Source organism: Salinigranum salinum, assembly GCF_009176545.1.
GTDB classification, from domain to species: domain Archaea; phylum Halobacteriota; class Halobacteria; order Halobacteriales; family Haloferacaceae; genus Salinigranum; species Salinigranum salinum.
This window is the reverse complement of record NZ_VTOJ01000002.1, coordinates 1,142,632-1,160,869: the sequence shown is the minus strand read 5'-3', so window position 1 is coordinate 1,160,869 and position 18,238 is coordinate 1,142,632. Positions and strand designations below refer to the sequence as shown.

Below are 18,238 nucleotides of genomic sequence, written 5' to 3'. Positions count from 1 at the left end.
AGTGTTCCTGAACTCCCTCGCCACGGCCGAGTCGACGCCACCCGTCACTCCCGACCGCGCTCTCGGGCGACGGCCGTCGGGGACCGACCGGCTCCCGCGACGTACTGACGGATCGACGGGCCGACAGCGGAACGTCCCGGGTCGTAACGGATTAGTTCGCTCCGTCCCGACTCCGCACATGGAGTTCGATCTCACCAGGACCGTACTGGTCTTCGCCGTCATCGTCGCCGTCGGGACGGCCGCACTCATCGGGATGAACGTGATGCCGCAGTCGATCGTGCTGATGATGGTGACGCCCGCCATGGTCGTCTTCGGCGCCATCTGTCTCGGCATCGGCATCAAACATGGCGAGTACCGCACCACGACGCGGTAACGTCACACTCCTGTACGGCGGAGCGAACCCGCGCGACCGTCGACGGACGTTCTTCTCCCCGCACCGCGAGACGCCGTCCACTCCGCTCCCTGTTCTCCGCGTTCCGCTCTCGTGGACCGCGACCGGCTCCGTGACCGATCCGGTCAGGCGTCTTCCTGTCCGCCGGTCTCGACCGCGTCGTCCAGCCGCTCGTCGGTCACGGTGACGGCGACGCGGACGCCGACGAGCGAGACGACGATGCCGACGACGATGAACAGCGCCAGTCGCTGGGTCGCGGTGAGGACGAGCCGGTCGAAGAAGACGAGGTTCGGGAGCACGCCCTCGCGTTCGAGGAAGTAGCCCGAGAAGCCGCGGAGGACCAGCCCGAGCGCGACCACGCCGAACGGGAGGTTCAGGTACGGGGCCCGGACTCCCCCGGCGCTGATCAGCTCGTCGAGGAGGCGGCCGGTCGAGGCCGTGAGCGCCGCGAGCGCGAGCCACGGCACCGCGGAGTACGTGAACTGCATCGCCGGCAGCAGTGCCGTCTCGCCGACCGGGGAGTTGGAGACGGCGAGCGCGCCGAGGAACACCCCTACCAGGGAGAGCCCCGCCGCCACGACGTACGTCACGACCGACACCTGGCCGGAGTACATCGCCGCGCGGACCTGGTCGGGGAGGTCTGCCAGCAGTTCGTCGATCGCCAGTCCCTTGTAGAGGAGCACCGCCCCCAGGAGCGACGCCAGCCCCGCCAGCGCGATGGTGGGCGAGAACTGACTCAACAGGATCGGCAGGAGGAGGAGGCCGATCCCCGTCGGTACCAGCAGGGTCGTCCGGAGTTCCTCGTCGGCGAGGAACTGTTTCAGGAGGTAGTACGTCGACTCGAGGTCGTGCGCCTGCCGGACGACGACGCGGTCGACGGCGTCGACGTGGAGGCGCGACTCGACGACGGGGACGAGCCGCTCGTCCTGGACGCTGTCGATGACGATCACGGCCGAGTCGGGCTCGTGTTCCTCGATGAGGCGGTCGAGCTGTGCGGCGATCGAGCGGTCGGCACCGACGATCGAGTCGCCCCCGCCCGCGACGACCGCCACGACGGCGTCGTCGTCCTCGTCCCGCAGGTCGCGGGCGACGCGGAGCGTCTCGAGCAGGCAGTTGACGCTGGAGTCCTCCGGGTCGGCGAGGCCGACCTCCGTGACGAGCGACTGCACGGCCTCCCAGCCGACCACCGGCATCGTGAGCCCCGTCTTCCGGCCGATGTCGTCGGCCCGGTCGACGCAGAGGACGAGCGTCGTCACACGCGAGGTGACGCGTGGGGCGCGTAAAACAGTCCCGGTGGGTTCGATCTCGATTTCCCGTCCCCGCGGCCCCGAGACGGTGACAGCGGTCGATCCGTCCGCGAGATCACGGCAGGTCGGACCGTCCGACGAGTCGTGCCGACAGCGTCAGGTCGGTCGGCCACGCGTCCTCCGTATGAACCGACGAACCGTCTCCAGCGGCACCGAGTGGGAACCGCGCGTCGGCTACTCCCGAGCGGTCCGCGTCGGCGACCGGATCTGCGTGTCGGGAACCACGGCGACGTCGTCCGCACCCGCATGTACGTCGTCGACATCGACGACTGGGCCGCCGTCGGGAGGGCACACGCCGAGGTGTTCGGCGACGTGCGGCCGGCGACGACGATGGTCGAGGTGTCGCGGCTGATCGATCCAGATCTCCTGGTTGAGGTGGAGGCCGAGGCGGTCGTCGGGAGCGGTGACGAGAACGATATCCGGCGTCGTGACGGGGAAGACGCCGGGGAGTGAGCCGGCGTGGCTCAGAACCGCAGCGTCAGCGGCTCCTCGTCGCCGACGACCCGGCCGGCGACGCCCGCGCCGAGCGCGTAGGCGACCGACTCGGCACCGCCGCGCAGGCGCGCCGCGAGCGACTGCTGGGGCGTGAACTCCTCGACCGAGACCTCGTCGCGGTCCAGCAGGTCGGCCATCCGCGCTTCGACGTCGTCGCGCGCGCCGAGGCCGTCGACGAGGCCGCGTTCGTGCGCGTCCGTCCCGACGAAGACGCGGGCCTCGGTGTCGCGGATCTCGTCTTCGGCGAGGTCGCGCCCGTCGGCGACCCGCTCGACGAAGTGGTCGTAGAAGTCGTCGATGATCCCCTGGAGGTACGCGCGTTCGTCGTCGTCCATCTCCTTCAGCGCGACGCCGGCGTCCTTGTACTTCCCGGCGGCGAACCGTTCGTACGACACCCCGAGGCGGTCGGCGAGGTCGGAGACGTTCACCCGCGAACCGATGACACCGATGCTCCCGACGATGGAGGCCTCGCGCGCCCAGAGCTCGTCGCAGCCGCTCGCGATCCAGTAGCCGCCGCTGGCGCAGGTGTCCGTCGCGTACGCGAGCGTGGGACCGTCGAACGCCATCGCCGCCCGCCGGATGTCGTCGCTCGGGACGACCGCGCCGCCGGGCGTGTTCAGCTTCACGAGGAGCGCGTCGACCGCGCCGTCCTCGTCGGCGGCCTCGATCTGGTCGACGATGTCGTCCGCGGGCGTCCCGCGGGGGCTCGTCGGGAGGGGACCGGGTCCCCCGTCGCGGGTGATCGGCCCCTCGACGGCGACCTCGGCGACGTCGTAGCCGGGGAACCGGTTCCCGACGGCCCGTCCGGCGACTCTGACCGCGCCGACGACGAGACCGATCACGAGCAGGACGCCCAGCAGGTCGGCGACGTCGCCGGGGACGCGGACGAAGAGTAACCAGCCGACGACGCCTGCGACGGCTGCCGCGACGAGCACGGCGGCGACAGTGACGACTGTCCGTGTACGATCGCTCATGTCAGTGGGCACTCCGGGCGCGCCGAATAAAAAGACCGTGAGAGAGAACCGACGTTAGAGCAGGCCGGCCTTCTGCAGCTTCATGAGGTCCTCGGTGTCCAGCGTCTCGCCCTCCTTGAACTGCTGGTAGATCTCCTCGGCCTCTTCCTTCGCCTTCTCGCGCTTCTCGGCGCGCTCGTCCTTGCGCTCTTCTTCCTCTTCCTTGTCCAGTTCGCGCAGGCGCTTCTGGACGCGGACGAAGTCCTCGTGGTGGCGGTCGGCGGCTTCCTGCGCCTCGACGAATAGCTCGTGCATCTCGTCGGCCTTGTCACGGATCTCGTCGGCCGCGCGGTAGGCCTCGATCATCTGGTTGTGGTGCTCCTGGGCCTCGTCGGCGAGCTCCGTGACCTTCTGGTGGTGCTGGGAGGCCTCCGAGCGGACCTCCTCGGCCTCGGCGATGAGCTCTTCGAGCTCGCCCGAATCCTCGACCTTCTCCTTTCGCTGCTTGAGCTCCTTTCGCTTGTTCTCGATCTTCTCGATGAGCTCGCGCTCGTCTTCGGTCGAGAGCACCTCGGTCTGCTGGCGGAACTCGAGCTGCTCGATCTCCTCTTCGAGCTCCTCGATGTCCTTGCCGTCGTCGAGCTCGAGGTCGCTCTTCATCTGTTCGACCTGGTCGAACAGCTCGTTCGCCTTCGCGTTGAGCTCGTTGCGGCTCTGTTTGTGTTCCTGGACCTTCTCGTTGAGCTCGTCGCGTTTCTCGCGGTGGTTCTGGGCCTCGTCGACCTGTTCGCGCGTCTTGGCGTTCAGGTCGTCGCGCTTGGAAGCGCGTTCGGAGGCCATCTGGTTGAGCTCGTTTCGTCGGTCTCGCAGCTGACCCGCGAGCTTGATGAGCTGACCTTTCGAACCTGTTTCGAGCTGTTCGTCGGAGAGCGCGACGTTGTTGGATCCGTCGAGCTCGTTGACGTCGAATTCTTCGAGGACTTCTTGTTTTGTTACCATGCGTGATCGAACCTCTGTACCATCACCCTGCCGAGCGCGGCGGCTGCGCGAGTGAGTGCGACCGGCCGTCTAAGAGAACTCCCGATCATTCTGCGTGCTGTGCCGCCGGAACGCCGGTGGCGTTCAGGTACATCCAACTACAGCCTATGTGTATTTAAAAACTTCGGTGAATGAACGAATGAAATTCGGTACCACACCCCTCGAGAACGCCGTGTGGAGGGTTCTCAGGGTTTTCGTGGGATTGTATAAATTTCGGGGCAGGGGACCTGTGGGATTATTCTCGTGTTCGATACCTATCTCCTCCGGCTAATCCTCCACTCGGTCGACGAACGTACATAATTATTCATCTCAGGGGTACATACTCACAGTCACTTCGGATCAGTCCGGTCAGTCGTCGGGATCGGCGTCCGACTGGCGGCCGACGAACCGGGGAGTGGTCGGTTCGCGCGACCGGTCCGGATCGGTGACGACTTGTCCCCACTCCGTCGACGTGACCCCATGAGAGAGGTCATCCGGGCCCGCGGCCACGACAACGTCCGGGCCGAACACGCGAGCACGTTCGAGGTGACGACCGACGACTGGCTCACGCCCGCCGGGGACTGCATCCTCGCGGTCGAGGCCGACCGCGCTCCCAGTGCGTTCGACCCGGCGTTCGTCGACGCCTGCCGCGATCACGGAGCGCGAATCACTGCACGAGTCGCGGTCGGCGACCACGTCCAGACCGTCGAGGGTCGCGGTCACCCCGCCCTCTCCTTCGAGAGCGACCGCTCCGCCGTCGCGCGCACGAGCGACTACGTCGACGACCGGACCGTCATGATCGACGCCGACCACGCCGCCGCCGGCTTCGACCGCGCGATGGTCGACGCGCTCCGCGAGGGGGCCGACCTCGTTCTCACGCTCACGGTCGACCCTGGTGCGTGACTCCGGACACCGGCTACTTCGGCTCCCACGGGCGGCGCGTGAACTCCCGTCACCGTTCCCGCCGGCAGCTGCCTCCTGCTCTCGTCGCTCTCGCCCGCCGCCTTCGTCCTCGTTCTCGTTGCCTTCGTCCTCGTTCTGGCCGTCTTCACCGTCGCCGGACGACCGCCGACACCGGCCCAGTGGGCTGCATCGTGATGGCCGCCCGCCGCGGAACCTCGTCGTCGAGCACCTCGACGTCCCACTCGGCGAGCACCGTCGCCAGGATGAGCTTCGACTCCACGATGGCGAGCTGCCGACCGATGCACGCGCGCGGTCCGGCACCGAACGGGAAGTACGCCGGCACCTCTGCGGGTCGTCGCCCGTCCCACCGATCGGGATCGAACGTCAGAGGTGCGTCCCAGTGGCGGGAGCTCCGGTGGATGGCCCACTGCGGGAGCATCAGCGGAGCGCCTTCGGGGATGCGATAGTCGCCGAGGCGGGCGTCCGCCAGCGGCTGCCGGAACTGCGCCCACACTGGCGGGAGCACGCGGAGCGTCTCGTGGATCACTCGCTCGGTGTAGTCGAGCGCCGCGAGGTCGCCCCAGCCGGGGACGCCGTCCACCACCTCGTCGACCTCCGACTTCAGTCGCGTCCGCGTCTCGGGGTACTGCGAGAGGAGGAAGAACGCGTAGGTCAGCGTGAGCGCCGTCGTCTCGTGGCCCGCCAGCAGCATCGTCATCACCTGGTCGCGGAGTTCGTCCTCGGGGAACGCGTCCGGCTCGTCGGTGATCGCCCGCTGGAGGAGCGAGAGCACGTCGTCGCCGCCGGGCTCGTGCATGGCGAAGACGCGCGCGGTCACGTCCTCGAGTTCGCGGATCGCTTGCTGGTACTCGCGGGGCGGCGGGAGTTCGAGCCACGGCGGGCGGACGACCCCGCCGGGTGAGACAGCCAGCCCCTCCCCGACGGCCAGCATCGCCTCGCCGACGTCGGCGGCGTCGGCCCGCGAGAGGTCGACGCCGAGGAGGAGCCGTGCGATGATGCGGACCGTGAGCACGCCGAGTTCGCGGTAGAGGTCGAACTCCTGTCCGTCCGTCCACGTCGCCGTGGTCGCCCGCGTGAAGTCGACGATCGTCTCGTCGAACCCGCGCAGCCGTGAGGTGAAGAAGGCGGGCTGGAGCGTCGTCCGCTGCCGTCGCCAGTGGTCGCCCTCGCTCGTCAGGAGCCCCTCGCCGACGAGCGGGTCGACCAGTTCGGGCCGGATCTGCGGCTTCCGGTAACGGTCGTGGTCGTCGACGAGCACCCGGTGGACGAGCGTGGGGTCGAGGACGACGTAGATACCCGGTCCCATCATCCCGGAGAGGTGGAGGATCCCGTCGGCGTAGGCGTCGCGGATCGTGTCGAGGTAGTCGAGCGGAGCGCGGGCGAACCGGATCGCGTTGCCGACGACGGGATCGCCCGGTGGCGAGTGTGGCGCGCGCATACGTGTTGTCTCGGGCTCGGTGAGGTAATCGTTGACGGCCGGATCGACGGGGAAGCCGTCTCCGCTCCGGACGCGTCCTCCCGTGGGCCGTCACGCTTCTTACCGTCCGGTCCTACCCCTCGAAGTGGATGACCGACCGACGAGACGAACCCGCCGAGAACATCAGCGGCGGCGACGCGGGCGGGGGTGCGTTCGCCGCGTTCGACCCCGACCGGGAAGCAGAGACGCGCGCGGAGGCGGTGGTCGACGACCTCGGCGAGCTGTACTGGCGGAAAGCGTACGGCGGCCAGGACGGCTTCGAGTGTCTGGTCCGAACGATCCTGAGCCAGAACACGTCGGACAAGGCGAGTCAACCGGCTCACGACAGCCTCATGAGCCGGTACGGCCCCGCCGACGACCTCGCCGAGAACCTCGCCGCCGCCGTCGAGAACGAACTCGCCGAGACCATCTCCTCGGCCGGGCTGTACAACCAGAAGTCCGCGGTGCTCGTCCGCACCGCCGAGTGGGCGCTGGACGAGTTCGGCTCTACCCACGCGTTCGACCGCTTCGTCCGCGAGGGCGACCCCACCGAGGTCCGTCGGACGCTCCTCTCCGTGAAGGGCGTCGGTCCGAAGACCGCCGACTGCGTGCTCCTCTTCGCCGGCGGGCGCGGCGGCGTCTTCCCCGTCGACACCCACGTCCACCGCATCGCCCGCCGGATGGGGCTCGCGCCCGCCGACGCCGACCACGAGACCGTCCGCGAGCATCTGGAGCGGGACGTCCCCGCAGAGAAGTGCGGCTTCGGCCACACGGCGATGATCCAGTTCGGCCGCGACTACTGTTCGGCGCGGAAACCGGCGTGTCTCGACGGGCCCGAAGCCTGCCCGCTGTACGACCTGTGTGAACGGGTAGGGGTAGATGAGGTAGAAGGTACAGTCGTGGACCCAGCCGAGACTGTCGAATAAGCCGGGTTTTTAATATTATATTATCTACATTTCTCTCGAATTTGAGTATCCGATCCACAAGATATTGCGAATAGATAGTGGACACATATGCGAACTATTTTTCCCGTCAGTTGAGACAGAGAGACTGCATCCTCACTGGGATAGCCTGAGTTTGAATCGTTCGAATTGATTCTTTCTACAGTCCGTGGTGTCGGGTTAGGTAACTAGCGGAAACTCCGGCGAATGCTACTCCTGCCGCGGCGAGTAACATTGGGATAAAGAAACTGATCAGATCTACATCAACAGAAGCATTCCCTATTTTACTCGCAAGTATTACAAATGCTATCGAGAACATAACCAAGTGACCTAAGAATACTCCAACCCCTGTTGTAGCATACGTTTCTATGTTTGAACGTTGCAGGCTATCTGACACACGTAGTGCAAGCATGATTGCAATTGGAACTCCAATCAGTGCGGTGAAAACTGTTGCAATCATGACAAAAATGCCTCCGATGATTTGACTACCAAGATTTCCGCTGCCTCCTGAGAACGCATCTATCGTCGTGAATCCGGCCAGTCCGATACTCAATCCCGTTATGACATAAATTGAGACAATCACTACCAATTTATTTCTGAGTATTTTATCTGTGAATAACTGCTTATAGATTCCTTCGGAGCCATCTATTGAATGATTCACTGAACGTTGATGACCTTGTTCTCCACCATCTGTTTGGATTTCGTCATCCATACCGTTTGAAAATATTCTTCTATTCTTATATATCTTTATCATATTTTCATATATAATAGTATATTTTCTTTAGTGATAATTTATCCAGTACGTCGTCACTGAACCCCAGATGTAGGAGATTGACAGCGAACGGTACCGTCGACTCGGACCGTTCCGACCGCGATGGAGCGACGAACACCCACTGTCCGGCCCCGAACGGGGTCGCGACCAGTCACCCCACCGGCCACCGATCCACGGGAACGACACGAGACGAACCGAGACGTCACCGGTCCTCGGGAGACGTGGGGTCGTCGTCGGAGAGATCTGCGTCCTCACTGGGCTCGAGGGAGTCGAGAGTGACGGGAACCTGCCGTTCCACTAGCCACAGAGTCAACCGATAGACCCCGTACGCGAGCACCGAAAAGAGGACGAGGTCGATGAGGTACAGTTCGAGGAACTCGACGGGGGTCAGTCGGCCGAGCGCGAGGTCACCGAAGAGGACGAGCGTACTGAGCGTGATGACGAGGATCAGCGCGGGTGCGAGCAGGACGAGGAGTCCGATGGCGATCAGGACGAGGCGGTCGCGCGAGTCGGGCGGGATCACACTCGTAGGCACACGGCCACGAGATTAAAAGAACGTGCCCCACGGAGCGGGAGTGAGCCTGTGAGTGCCGTCGTCGCACCGAGCGCCGGAAGTCACGCGTCACCACCCGGAGACGAGTAGTGACGGCTTCGTCGACACCCGGAACCCATCAGGCGCGTCACCGCTGTCCGTGGACGCTCCCCGTCCGGTGCTGTCGGCTGTTCTAGTAGCGTTCGAGAGAACCCGCTCACTCGCTCGAACGGGACCCTCGGAGACCGGCTGGAACAGCAGAGACGACGTGACCGCTCGTGTGACGGCACGGCGACGAGGTATCCGCATCTGCAGTCCGTGGCGACGACGACCGATCCGCTTCGACGGAGTCGCTGGACCCCGTCGGGTCGGCCGAGACGTAAACCACTTAGTCCGTGGTTGCGGCGGAAGACACCATGACCGACTCCGAGCGGACCGTGTCGGACCGGGATCACGAACATCCCTCCAACGACGATATTCCCATCACCGGCGAGGTCGTCCCGGACCTCTTCTCGCCCGATCAGGTGTTCCAGCGGATCGTCGCGGACGCGGATCACGAGATCACGTCCGGCCTTCGCGAACTCTTCTTCGCCGCCGTCGCCGGTGGATTCGCGATCACGATCACCTATCTGCTGTACGCCTCGATGTCCGCTGCGACCGACAGTCCCATCGCCGCCGTCCTGTTGTACCCCCTCGGGTTCATCTACATCATCATCGGCGGCTACCAGCTGTACACCGAGAACACGCTCCCGCCGGTGGCGTTGACGCTCGAACGGCTGGCCAGCGTTCCCACGCTCTTTCGTCACTGGCTGGTCGTCCTCGCGGGCAACTTCACCGGCGGGGCCATCGGTGCCGTCGTGCTCGCCTACGGAGGGGTGTTCAGTCCCGAGGCGGCGACGGTCGCCGTCGAACTGGCCGAGAAGGGCATCGAGACGTCGGCCACGGCCCTCTTCTTCAAGGGCGCGTTCGCCGGCCTGATCGTCGCCGGCGTCGTCTGGATGAACTTCGCGGCCCGCGACACCGTCTCGCGGGTTCTCATCGTCTACCTGGCTTTCCTGGCGATCCCGCTGGGAAACCTCTTTCACGTCGTCGTCTCGTTCACCGAGTCGGTCTACCTGATGCTCGTCGGCGGCCCGGGAATGGTCACGGCGCTGTCGGAGTTCGTCCTTCCCGTCCTGCTCGGTAACACGGTCGGCGGTGTCGTGTTGGTCACCGTCGTCAACTACTACCAGACCAGCGAGCGCCGTCTCGAGATCGAACGGTTCGAGCACGTTCGTCGGCTCTCGACGAGGGAGTGGGTACTCGGCGGTCTCGCGGGCCGGTCGTACGTACCGGTCGTCGACACCCTCGGGGATTTCGTCCGCGATCCCGACTCTTACCGGATCCTGGTTCCGGTCGCGAACCCGCGGACCGAGGCTCCGATCGTCGAGTTCGCCTGCGCCCTCGCGAGCGTCCACGAGAAGAGCACGGTTCACGCCGCCCACGTCGTCCAGACCCCCTCCCGGCTAGCGGTGGAGTCCGACGGCCGACACGGCCACGACCAGATCACTCGGGCGTCGGCCCGTCTCATGGCGGACGTCGAACGGCGTGTCGAGGGGTACGACGTCGAGTTCGAGACCTCGACGATCGTCTCCTCGCGCTCCTTCGAGGAGGTGTTCGACCGCGCGCGCCGCACGCGCCCCGACCTCGTCGTGATGGGGTGGGGCGACGACAGGCTGTGGAACGCCGCCCGTGCGGAACGTCCCCTCGACGAGCTGACCAACCGCCTTCCCTGTGACTTCCTCGTCGTCAAGAACGGGCGGCTGGACACCTCTCGCGTGCTGTTGCCCACGGCCGGCGGACCGGACTCCGACCTCAGTGCCGACGTCGCACGGACGCTCCAGTCGACCGCCAACGCCGAGGTGTCGTTGCTCCACGTCGTCGATCCCGGTGAGCGGGAGGCCGGCGACGCGTTCCTCGCCGAGTGGGCGGCCGAGCGGGACCTCGGTGACGCGACGCGACTCGTCGACGACTCCGGTGACGTCGAGGCGGCGATCGAGCGCGCGGCCGCGGAGCACACGCTCGTGCTCATCGGCGCGACCGAACGCGGGCTTCTCTCGCGTCTCGTCACGGAGTCGCTGCACCTCGACGTCGTCAACGAGGTCGACGCCTCCGTGGTGCTGGCGGAACGACCCTCCGACCGACCGCTGAGAGACCGGCTGTTCGGGCGCGGCCGCCGGGAAAAGCGGCGGCAGACGTGACTGCTCGCGGGTGATCGGCCACGGTCCGCCGAGGGACGAACCGGGCGCGGGCAGCCGGACGGCTTGAGTCGGAGGCGCTAACGCCCGCCCCGCTTCTCCGTCCAGTCGCCACACGAGTCCGGCCGGCGCGACACCGGAACCGTCGAGTCCGGACCCCGGCCGTGCGCCACCCCGACCATCGGGGAGACACGTTTTGACCGCCCCGGTCGTATCTCGAATCCATGCCCACGGACACCGCTGCGTTCACGATGCCCGCCGCCGCCCACGTCGGCCGAGTCGCCCTCCGCGTGAACTCCCTCGACCGCGTCGTCCCGTTCTACCGCGACGTCGTCGGTCTCGACGTCTCTCGCGACGGCGACCGTGCGACCCTCACCGCTGGCGACGACCCGCTGGTCGTCCTCGCCGAAGAGCCCGACGCCCCCGCCCGGCCGAGCGACGCGGCCGGGCTGTTCCACCTCGCGGTCCGCGTGCCCACACGGGAGGCACTGGGCGACGCGCTCGTCCGCGTCGACGCCGCGAGTGCGTCGCTCACCGGTGCCTCGGACCACCTCGTGAGCGAGGCGATCTACCTCCGCGACCCGGAGGAGAACGGCGTCGAGATATACCGGGACCGCCCGCGCGACGACTGGACGGCGACCGACGACGGAGGTGTAGAGATGGACACACTCGCGCTGGACCTCGACGGGGTTCGCGAGACCGCGGCGGGTGACGATCTCCCACCCGAAACCGACATCGGTCACGTCCACCTCGAAGTGACGGATCTCGCCGCGGCGCGGGCGTTCTACGTCGACTCCCTGGGGCTGAACGTCCGAACCGAGTCGTACCGCGGGGCGCTGTTCGTCGCCGCCGGCGACTACCACCACCACGTCGGCCTCAACACCTGGAACGGGCGAACGAACCCGGTCGGTGAACACCGTGGCGTCGAGTGGTTCGAGTTCGTCGTGCCGGAGTCGGCGATCGACGACCTCCGCGACGCGCTCGTCGAACGGGGGTACGCCCCCGACTACGCCGACGGACCGCTCACCGTCGCCGATCCGGACGGGATCGAGGTTCGCCTCCGAAGTGCGACGTAGCCCGGTGGGGACCCGGACGGCGTCGCCCCCGCGCAACGAGCCGGACCGAGCCCCCGGCTCCCTCGACCGGGCCGCTCAGCCGTCGGTCATCGACTCGACGACGGCGTCGGCGGTCGAGCGGTTCGTCGCCAGGGGGACGTCGTGGACGTCGCAGATGCGCATCAGTGCGGAGACGTCGGGCTCGTGCGGCTGGGCGGTCAGGGGGTCGTGGAAGAAGACGATTCCCTGGCAGGAGCCCTCGGCGATCTCCGCACCGATCTGGAGATCGCCGCCCAGCGTCCCCGACTGCTTCCGTTCGACGTCGAGGTCCGTCTCCTCGCGGAGGCGTTCGCCCGTCGTCCCGGTGGCGACGAGGTCGTACTCGGCGAGCTGTTCCTCGTGTGTCCGTGCGAAGTCGATGAGTTCCGGTTTCAGCTCGTCGTGGGCGATGAGCGCGAGACGCATACGGGCGTACGTCCGAGGACGGGCGGTTTGAATCTGGTGTGACGCGGCGTCCCGTCGGCGTGCAACGCCGTTCGACCGCCGGTTTCATCATCTCGGGGACTGGATAGGCTCGCAGGACGGTTCCAGCACGATGGCCGACCCACGCGACGTGGTGAGTCTCCTGGTGGTGCTGGAGTTCGTCGTCGTGACCGCGATCGTGGCTCTCGTCGTCCCGTTCGACGTCGTCGCTCCGCTCCTCGCACTGGCCGCTGTGTTCGTACTCGTTCTGCTGTTGTACCTGTCGTGATGGTAGAGGGCTCTGTCGCGACCGTGTGGAAATCCGTCGTGACCGTGGGATCTCTTCCGGACGCATCGGTCGACGGCGACCGAAGTCGAGAACAGCGGGAGACGCCCGTCCGGACGCGTGCCCGCCGAGCGGTGGGCTCCCTTCGACGGGTACGCTCCCGTCACTTGAACCGGAACGTCTCGAGGTTCTTCGGCGCGAACGTCCGCATGTTGTAGTTGTGGTACAGCGCCGACGAGAGGTCCTGAACGGAGCGTTCGTCGCCGTGCACACACAGGACCTTCTCGGGCCGGGGGTTCATCGTCTTCACGAAGTTCTCCAGCCCCTGACGGTCGGCGTGTCCGGAGAAGCCGTCGACCGTCTCGACGCCCATCTTCAGCGTCAGCGTCGACGACCGCCCCATGTCGTTGCGGTCGTTGATCGGGATCTCGTCCCAGCCGTTCTGGATTCTTCTCCCCAGGGTCCCCTGCGCCTGGTAGCCGACGAAGACGAGGTTCGAGTTCGGGTCGGGTCCGATGTGACGAAGCCACGACATGATCGGCCCACCCGTGATCATCCCGGAGGTCGACAGGATGATGGCGGGACCGCCGTCTTTGACCTCCTGGCGTTCGTCCTCGCCGCCGTCGATGTGGTTGAACTCCTCCGCTAGGAACGGGTTGGCGTCCTCGTGGAAGATTCTGTCTCGGAGGTCGTCGCGGAGATACTCCGGGTAGGTGGTGTGGATCGCCGTGGCCTCCCAGATCATCCCGTCGAGGTGGACGGGCATGCTCGGGATCTTGTCGTTGCGCATCGCCTCCTCCAACACGAGCATGATCTCCTGGGAGCGCCCCACCGCGAACGCGGGGATCACCACTTTCCCACCCTGCTCGTGCGTCTCGTTGATGATGTCGAGGAGCTTGCGCTCGGAGTCCTCCTGGTCGGTCTGGTAGTCGTTCCGTCCCCCGTACGTCGACTCCAACACCAGGGTTTCCACCCGCGGGAAGTCGTTGACAGCGCCGTTGAACAGCCGGGTGTCCTTGTAGTGGATGTCGCCGGAGAAGGCGACGTTGTAGAGTCCGTCGCCGATGTGGAAGTGGGTGACCGCCGAGCCGAGGATGTGCCCCGCGTTGTGGAACGTGAGCTTCACATCAGGTGCAATATCGGTCACGTCGCCGTATTCGAGCGGGATGCAGTGTTTGATCGCCTCGCGGACCATCTCGGACTCGTACGGCGGGGTGCGGCCCTCCTTCGAGGCGACGTCGAGGTAGTCGAGGGTGAGCAGACCCATCAGGTCGCGCGTCGGTTCCGTGCAGTAAATCGGGCCGTCGTAGCCGTACTTGAACAGGAGGGGGATGAGCGCGGAGTGGTCGAGGTGGGCGTGGGTGAGGACGACGGCGTCGAGGGTGTTCGCCCCCGCGCCGAGCGCCTCGGGCACCTGGAGGTAGGGTACCTCGCCCTCGGCACCGGGCTTGTCGCCACAGTCGATCAACACGCGGGTCTCGGGCGTCGAGAGGATGAACGAGGCGCGGCCGACCTCGCGGCAACAGCCCAGCGTGGTGATGCGCACCCACTCGTCGTTCGAGAGCTCCTTGCGGTGGATCTGTCGGCCCACGCGTTCGAGGATCGAGCGGCGCTCCTCGCGCTCCTGCTTGAGGAAGTTGCGGACGTTCGACACCGTGGCGGATTCGATCGGCGGCGTCCGGACGACCTCGGGCGTCCATCCGACCTCCTGGGTGATCTTTCGCAGCGTCGACCCGTGTCGACCGATCACCATACCGGGTTTCTCGGCCTCGATGACGATCTCGCCGGTGTCCTCGTGGAAGTCCAGCGAGGTGACGCCGGCCTCCTCGGGGATGACGTCGAGCACCTGCGCCTCGGCGTCCCGCGGGGGGGTGAGGACGTCGGGGTCGGGCCGGACGGTGATCCGTTTCCTGAGTTTGGAGGCCAGCTTCCGGATCAGGTCGCCGTTACGGGCGAACTGTTTCGGATGTCTGGTGTACACGACCAACTCCGGACCCTCGTACTTCACGTCCGAGACGGAGATGTCCGACGGTAGTTCGGCCTCGATCTCTGCTTGTAGATTCTCGAGTTGTTTGTCTACGGAACTCATAACTGAGAGCGATCCGCCCATCCTGTGGACGTATCGAGTTCGGGTTCGCCCGCGCTCGCCCGCACCGCGGTCGTCGGTCTCGTCCGTGCTGGCGGTCGCTCGATCCGGAGCGTGCCCGCGAGGTGAGACCCGAGAGAGTGCATTATCGACTTCGACTATGTCAGTACTGCAGTGTCGTGACTGCGGTGCGGGAAGAGGCAGTGAGAACCCGCTTAGTCGGGTCTATCATCTCGGAGTTATAAAAGCCTTCGCAAACGCGAAGTGTGATGCCCGCCTCGACCCCGCATGCGACTCACTCCCGAACGGGTCGAACGCGAGTACGAGTGGACGCGAGCGCGCGCATCCCGGATCGTCACGGTCATCAACGACACCCGGGTACGGCTGGGGTCGGCGTTCGACGTCACGGTCGACCCCGTCGACGAGGCGCAGTACCGGACGGCGGTCGACGCGGTGTTCGCCGACGGCGAGCGTGGTGTCAACGTCGCCGGCTACGTCGCGCTCCTCCGCGACCTCGACGTTGAGGGGGATTACCCCGGCTTCGTCGTCGACGAGGTCCTCGGCAGAGAGCTGGCGGCGACCGTCGCCGGCGGGCAGCCGCTCGCGCTCCTCGCCCAGGCGACGTTCCACGTCGCGGACGTGTTCACGCACAGCGACGGGGTGGCCGGCGTCGACGACCTGGACGCGGCGCTCGCGGCGGGCTTTCAGACGAGACTCCCGGGGTGGTCGTGGCGCGACACCGACCCCTTCGCGGTGTCGACGCGACCGGAGTAGTCGACGCGTCAGCGGATGATGCGCGAGCGCGGCGTCGAGTACTGCGCGGCTTCCGCCGCCGCCTCGATCGCGTCGAGACGCTGTGAGATACACCGTTCGCGACTGTCACACGGCGTGACGTTCACCAGCACGTCGTCCTCGTACTCCGCGAGCAACGCCCGCGGGACGCGCTGCGTGACGTACTCGGGCCCCATGCGGCCGCGCGCCGCGTGACGACGCTCGCCGAACCCTCGTATCTCGGTCCCGTTCTGCCACGCCCAGCGCTTGAACGCCTGCACGCGTGCCCGTGCCTCGCGTTCGCGGTGGGTGCGGAGGTCCGACGAGAGGTCGAGCGCCTCGTCCCACATCCGGACCGCCACGTCGTCGACGTGCCCCTCGCGTTCGAGCGCACGCACCTGTTCGACGAGGTGACCCACGCCGTCCCCCTCGACGGCGCTCGGTCGTACCCAGAGTTCGAGTCGTGTCCCGGTCGTCTGGCCCGAGCGGGTGAACCGCTCGGAGCTGCTTGTCGATACTGACATCCCCACCGGAGATACGATCATGATTAACAAGTAGCTATCCCCTGCATGGTGGGGTTCCGCACGACCGATCGTGTCACCGCGGTCGTATGTGTGCTGGAGACGAACGACGGTGTGGCCGTCGACCGTCGCGGCCGCCGCATCCGTCGAGTGACGACGGGCCCATCGCCGACCGCGACCACGTAACCGTTTCTCGTTCCGTCTCCGGGACGATGACGACCACCCCGAGCGTCCTCCATCGGCGTCGGGCCGTGTCGGGGATCGGTCGCTTCGGGGTCTTTAAGACGGCGCTGACGCAACGCCACGGCAATGACCGACGATCAGGAACTCGGGATCACCGAGTCGAAGTCGCACAGAACCGGCGAGTGGTACGCCGAGGTCGTCCAGAAGGCGGGCTTGGCGAACTACGCTCCCGAAGGGATGAGCGGCTTCATCATCACCCGCCCCCGGGGGTACGCGCTCTGGGAACGGCTCCAGGGAGCACTCGACGCGAAGTTCAAGGCGACGGGCGTCCAGAACGCGTACTTCCCGCTGTTCATCCCCGAATCGTACCTCGAACGCGAGAAGGACATCGTCGAGGGGTTCGATCCGGAGGTCGCGTGGGTCACCCACGGGGGTCACGAGGAACTCGAGGAACGACTCGCCGTCCGACCCACTTCGGAGTCGATCATCGCCCCGTACATGAGCCAGTGGGTCCGGAGCCACCGCGACCTCCCACTCAGAGTGAACCAGTGGGCGTCGGTGGTGCGGTGGGAGGCCACGGAGACCAAACCGTTCTTCCGGACGAAGGAGTTCCTCTGGCAGGAGGGCCACACCGCCCACGCCAGCCACGACGACGCCTGGACCGAGACCATCACCCGGCTCGACCAGTACGAGGACACCTACGAGGAGGTCCTCGCCATCCCCGTGCTCCGGGGGAAGAAGCCCGAACACGACAAGTTCCCCGGCGCACACACGACCACTACGGTCGAGGCGCTGATGCCCGACGGGAAGACGGTGCAGGGCGCGACGAGCCACCACCTCGGCACCTCCTTCGCCGAGGCGTTCGACATCAGCTACACCGACGAGGACGAGACGGAGCAGGTGGCTCACACCACCTCGTGGGGCCTGTCGTGGCGGGCGCTCGGCGCGCTCATCATGACGCACTCCGACGACCAGGGGCTCGTCCTCCCGCCGGCCATCGCGCCCGAACAGGTCGTCGTCGTCCCCATCTGGCAGAGCGACACCAAAGCGGCGGTGCTCGACTACGCCGAGGGGGTTGTGTCGGACCTCGAGGCCGACGGCGTCAGGGTGGAACTCGACGACCGCGACGAGCGCAACCCCGGCTTCAAGTTCAACGAGTGGGAGCTGAAGGGGGTTCCCCTCCGGATCGAGATCGGCCCGAACGAGGTCGACGACGGCGTGCTCACCCTCGCGCACCGCCCCGACAGCGAGAAACACGAGGTCTCCCGCGACGACGTCGCCGCGACCGTCCGAACCCACCTCGACGAGGTCCACGCCAAACTGTACGCCGCCGCCGAGGAGACCCTCGACGGGAGCGTCCGGACGGCCACGTCGCGAGACGAGATCCTCGGTACGCTCGGTCGCCACGGGGGCTACGTCAAGGCACCGTGGTGTGGCGACGAGGCGTGTGAGGCCGAGATCAAAGAACAGATCGCCGCCGAGATCGTGATGGTGCCGTTCCACGCCGACGACGAACCCGGCGAACTCGTCCACGAGGGCGAGGCGTGCGCGGTCTGCGGCGAGGACGCCGTCGAGACGGCGTACTTCGCGAAGTCGTACTGATCGGGTGGCCCCCTCGTCGGACCGCCACCGGTCTCGTCTCCGACCCGGCGTCGACGCCGTCGGTGCGGGTGCCGATTCTCGTGCCGGGACGGTCACGTCCCCGGGTTCTACACGGTCGTTCGTCCCGTTCGGCACGCGTCGATCCGGGTCGATCGCGCGTACGGACACATTATACTCCCTTATATGTGATTAACACACCCTTATGCCTTTATGAGTAACCTGATAAGCCCGAAGTCCGAGGGGGACG

17 protein-coding genes and 1 pseudogene are annotated in these 18,238 nt (G+C 66.4%); 9 read left to right on the top strand and 9 right to left on the bottom strand.

The genetic code is table 11. From position 1 onward, the window contains the following. Positions 1–178 precede the first annotated feature (178 nt). Positions 179–373, top strand: a complete 195-nt coding sequence (locus FZP69_RS17015) for a DUF7333 family protein (RefSeq protein WP_152042574.1) — start codon at positions 179–181, stop codon at positions 371–373. Between the two features lie 143 nt (positions 374–516). Here FZP69_RS17015 and FZP69_RS17010 read toward each other — a convergent pair whose 3' ends face one another. Beyond that, on the bottom strand, positions 517–1,647 hold the full coding sequence (locus FZP69_RS17010; RefSeq protein ID WP_152042573.1) for a DUF373 family protein: 1,131 nt from the start codon (positions 1,645–1,647) through the stop codon (positions 517–519). Positions 1,648–1,822: 175 nt separating this feature from the next. On the opposite strand from FZP69_RS17010, the pseudogene FZP69_RS23440 reads away from it, so the two are divergent. Continuing rightward, positions 1,823–2,151: pseudogene (locus FZP69_RS23440) on the top strand (Rid family hydrolase). A gap of 11 nt (positions 2,152–2,162) precedes the next feature. On the opposite strand, the gene sppA reads toward FZP69_RS23440, so the two are convergent. Together sppA and FZP69_RS16995 are read right to left on the bottom strand one after the other, a co-directional pair. Next, positions 2,163–3,167 carry a signal peptide peptidase SppA gene (gene sppA / locus FZP69_RS17000; protein ID WP_152042572.1) on the bottom strand — a complete coding sequence of 335 codons (1,005 nt, stop codon included), beginning with the start codon at positions 3,165–3,167 and terminating at the stop codon, positions 2,163–2,165. Positions 3,168–3,221: 54 nt separating this feature from the next. Further along, positions 3,222–4,145: a coiled-coil protein gene (locus FZP69_RS16995; protein ID WP_152042571.1), complete on the bottom strand. Its 924-nt coding sequence runs from the start codon at positions 4,143–4,145 to the stop codon at positions 3,222–3,224. Between the two features lie 498 nt (positions 4,146–4,643). Here FZP69_RS16995 and FZP69_RS16990 point away from each other — a divergent pair, with 498 nt between their 5' ends. Further along, positions 4,644–5,066 carry a DUF371 domain-containing protein gene (locus FZP69_RS16990; protein ID WP_152042570.1) on the top strand — a complete coding sequence of 141 codons (423 nt, stop codon included), beginning with the start codon at positions 4,644–4,646 and terminating at the stop codon, positions 5,064–5,066. A 145-nt stretch (positions 5,067–5,211) separates the two neighbouring features. On the opposite strand, the gene FZP69_RS16985 is transcribed toward FZP69_RS16990, so the two are convergent. After that, positions 5,212–6,525 (bottom strand): cytochrome P450, encoded by a 1,314-nt coding sequence (locus FZP69_RS16985; protein WP_152042569.1) that lies wholly within the window; start codon positions 6,523–6,525, stop codon positions 5,212–5,214. A gap of 128 nt (positions 6,526–6,653) precedes the next feature. On the opposite strand from FZP69_RS16985, the gene FZP69_RS16980 reads away from it, so the two are divergent. Then, a complete protein-coding gene (locus tag FZP69_RS16980) occupies positions 6,654–7,469 on the top strand; it encodes an endonuclease III domain-containing protein (RefSeq protein ID WP_152042568.1) in 816 nt (271 codons plus the stop codon). Between the two features lie 175 nt (positions 7,470–7,644). Here the strand turns inward: FZP69_RS16980 and FZP69_RS16975 are convergent, their stop codons facing one another. Together FZP69_RS16975 and FZP69_RS16970 are read right to left on the bottom strand one after the other, a co-directional pair. Beyond that, entirely contained in the window at positions 7,645–8,196 is a 552-nt protein-coding gene (locus FZP69_RS16975; RefSeq protein ID WP_152042567.1) for a hypothetical protein, read from the bottom strand. 262 nt (positions 8,197–8,458) lie between these two features. Next, positions 8,459–8,779, bottom strand: a complete 321-nt coding sequence (locus FZP69_RS16970; protein WP_152042566.1) for a hypothetical protein — start codon at positions 8,777–8,779, stop codon at positions 8,459–8,461. Positions 8,780–9,204: 425 nt separating this feature from the next. On the opposite strand from FZP69_RS16970, the gene FZP69_RS16965 reads away from it, so the two are divergent. Then, entirely contained in the window at positions 9,205–11,028 is a 1,824-nt protein-coding gene (locus tag FZP69_RS16965) for a formate/nitrite transporter family protein (protein ID WP_152042565.1), read from the top strand. A 221-nt stretch (positions 11,029–11,249) separates the two neighbouring features. After that, positions 11,250–12,101, top strand: a complete 852-nt coding sequence (locus FZP69_RS16960) for a VOC family protein (RefSeq protein WP_152042564.1) — start codon at positions 11,250–11,252, stop codon at positions 12,099–12,101. 75 nt (positions 12,102–12,176) lie between these two features. Here the strand turns inward: FZP69_RS16960 and FZP69_RS16955 are convergent, their stop codons facing one another. Next, the gene (locus FZP69_RS16955; protein WP_152042563.1) at positions 12,177–12,545 is read right to left on the bottom strand and encodes a methylglyoxal synthase; all 369 of its coding nucleotides are present in this window, start codon (positions 12,543–12,545) and stop codon (positions 12,177–12,179) included. 130 nt (positions 12,546–12,675) lie between these two features. Here FZP69_RS16955 and FZP69_RS22700 point away from each other — a divergent pair, with 130 nt between their 5' ends. Then, on the top strand, positions 12,676–12,831 hold the full coding sequence (locus tag FZP69_RS22700; protein ID WP_192918626.1) for a hypothetical protein: 156 nt from the start codon (positions 12,676–12,678) through the stop codon (positions 12,829–12,831). A 160-nt stretch (positions 12,832–12,991) separates the two neighbouring features. Here the strand turns inward: FZP69_RS22700 and FZP69_RS16950 are convergent, their stop codons facing one another. Continuing rightward, positions 12,992–14,917, bottom strand: a complete 1,926-nt coding sequence (locus FZP69_RS16950; RefSeq protein WP_152042562.1) for a beta-CASP ribonuclease aCPSF1 — start codon at positions 14,915–14,917, stop codon at positions 12,992–12,994. 285 nt (positions 14,918–15,202) lie between these two features. Here FZP69_RS16950 and FZP69_RS16945 point away from each other — a divergent pair, with 285 nt between their 5' ends. Further along, positions 15,203–15,688, top strand: a complete 486-nt coding sequence (locus tag FZP69_RS16945) for a hypothetical protein (RefSeq protein WP_152042561.1) — start codon at positions 15,203–15,205, stop codon at positions 15,686–15,688. A gap of 8 nt (positions 15,689–15,696) precedes the next feature. On the opposite strand, the gene FZP69_RS16940 is transcribed toward FZP69_RS16945, so the two are convergent. Continuing rightward, a complete protein-coding gene (locus FZP69_RS16940; RefSeq protein ID WP_152042560.1) occupies positions 15,697–16,209 on the bottom strand; it encodes an HTH domain-containing protein in 513 nt (170 codons plus the stop codon). A gap of 306 nt (positions 16,210–16,515) precedes the next feature. On the opposite strand from FZP69_RS16940, the gene proS reads away from it, so the two are divergent. Then, entirely contained in the window at positions 16,516–17,991 is a 1,476-nt protein-coding gene (gene proS, locus FZP69_RS16935; protein ID WP_152042559.1) for a proline--tRNA ligase, read from the top strand. Positions 17,992–18,238: the final 247 nt, after the last annotated feature.

Excerpts from the sequence above, each read along its gene's own strand:
- FZP69_RS17015 (WP_152042574.1), top strand. The coding sequence starts at position 179 with ATGGAGTTCGATCTCACCAGGACCGTACTGGTCTTCGCCGTCATCGTC.
- sppA (WP_152042572.1), bottom strand. The coding sequence starts at position 3,167 with ATGAGCGATCGTACACGGACAGTCGTCACTGTCGCCGCCGTGCTCGTC.
- FZP69_RS16995 (WP_152042571.1), bottom strand. The coding sequence starts at position 4,145 with ATGGTAACAAAACAAGAAGTCCTCGAAGAATTCGACGTCAACGAGCTC.
- FZP69_RS16990 (WP_152042570.1), top strand. The coding sequence starts at position 4,644 with ATGAGAGAGGTCATCCGGGCCCGCGGCCACGACAACGTCCGGGCCGAA.
- FZP69_RS16985 (WP_152042569.1), bottom strand. The coding sequence starts at position 6,525 with ATGCGCGCGCCACACTCGCCACCGGGCGATCCCGTCGTCGGCAACGCG.
- FZP69_RS16980 (WP_152042568.1), top strand. The coding sequence starts at position 6,654 with ATGACCGACCGACGAGACGAACCCGCCGAGAACATCAGCGGCGGCGAC.
- FZP69_RS16975 (WP_152042567.1), bottom strand. The coding sequence starts at position 8,196 with ATGGATGACGAAATCCAAACAGATGGTGGAGAACAAGGTCATCAACGT.
- FZP69_RS16965 (WP_152042565.1), top strand. The coding sequence starts at position 9,205 with ATGACCGACTCCGAGCGGACCGTGTCGGACCGGGATCACGAACATCCC.
- FZP69_RS16960 (WP_152042564.1), top strand. The coding sequence starts at position 11,250 with ATGCCCACGGACACCGCTGCGTTCACGATGCCCGCCGCCGCCCACGTC.
- FZP69_RS16955 (WP_152042563.1), bottom strand. The coding sequence starts at position 12,545 with ATGCGTCTCGCGCTCATCGCCCACGACGAGCTGAAACCGGAACTCATC.
- FZP69_RS22700 (WP_192918626.1), top strand. The coding sequence starts at position 12,676 with ATGGCCGACCCACGCGACGTGGTGAGTCTCCTGGTGGTGCTGGAGTTC.
- FZP69_RS16950 (WP_152042562.1), bottom strand. The coding sequence starts at position 14,917 with ATGAGTTCCGTAGACAAACAACTCGAGAATCTACAAGCAGAGATCGAG.
- FZP69_RS16945 (WP_152042561.1), top strand. The coding sequence starts at position 15,203 with ATGCGACTCACTCCCGAACGGGTCGAACGCGAGTACGAGTGGACGCGA.
- FZP69_RS16940 (WP_152042560.1), bottom strand. The coding sequence starts at position 16,209 with ATGTCAGTATCGACAAGCAGCTCCGAGCGGTTCACCCGCTCGGGCCAG.
- proS (WP_152042559.1), top strand. The coding sequence starts at position 16,516 with ATGACCGACGATCAGGAACTCGGGATCACCGAGTCGAAGTCGCACAGA.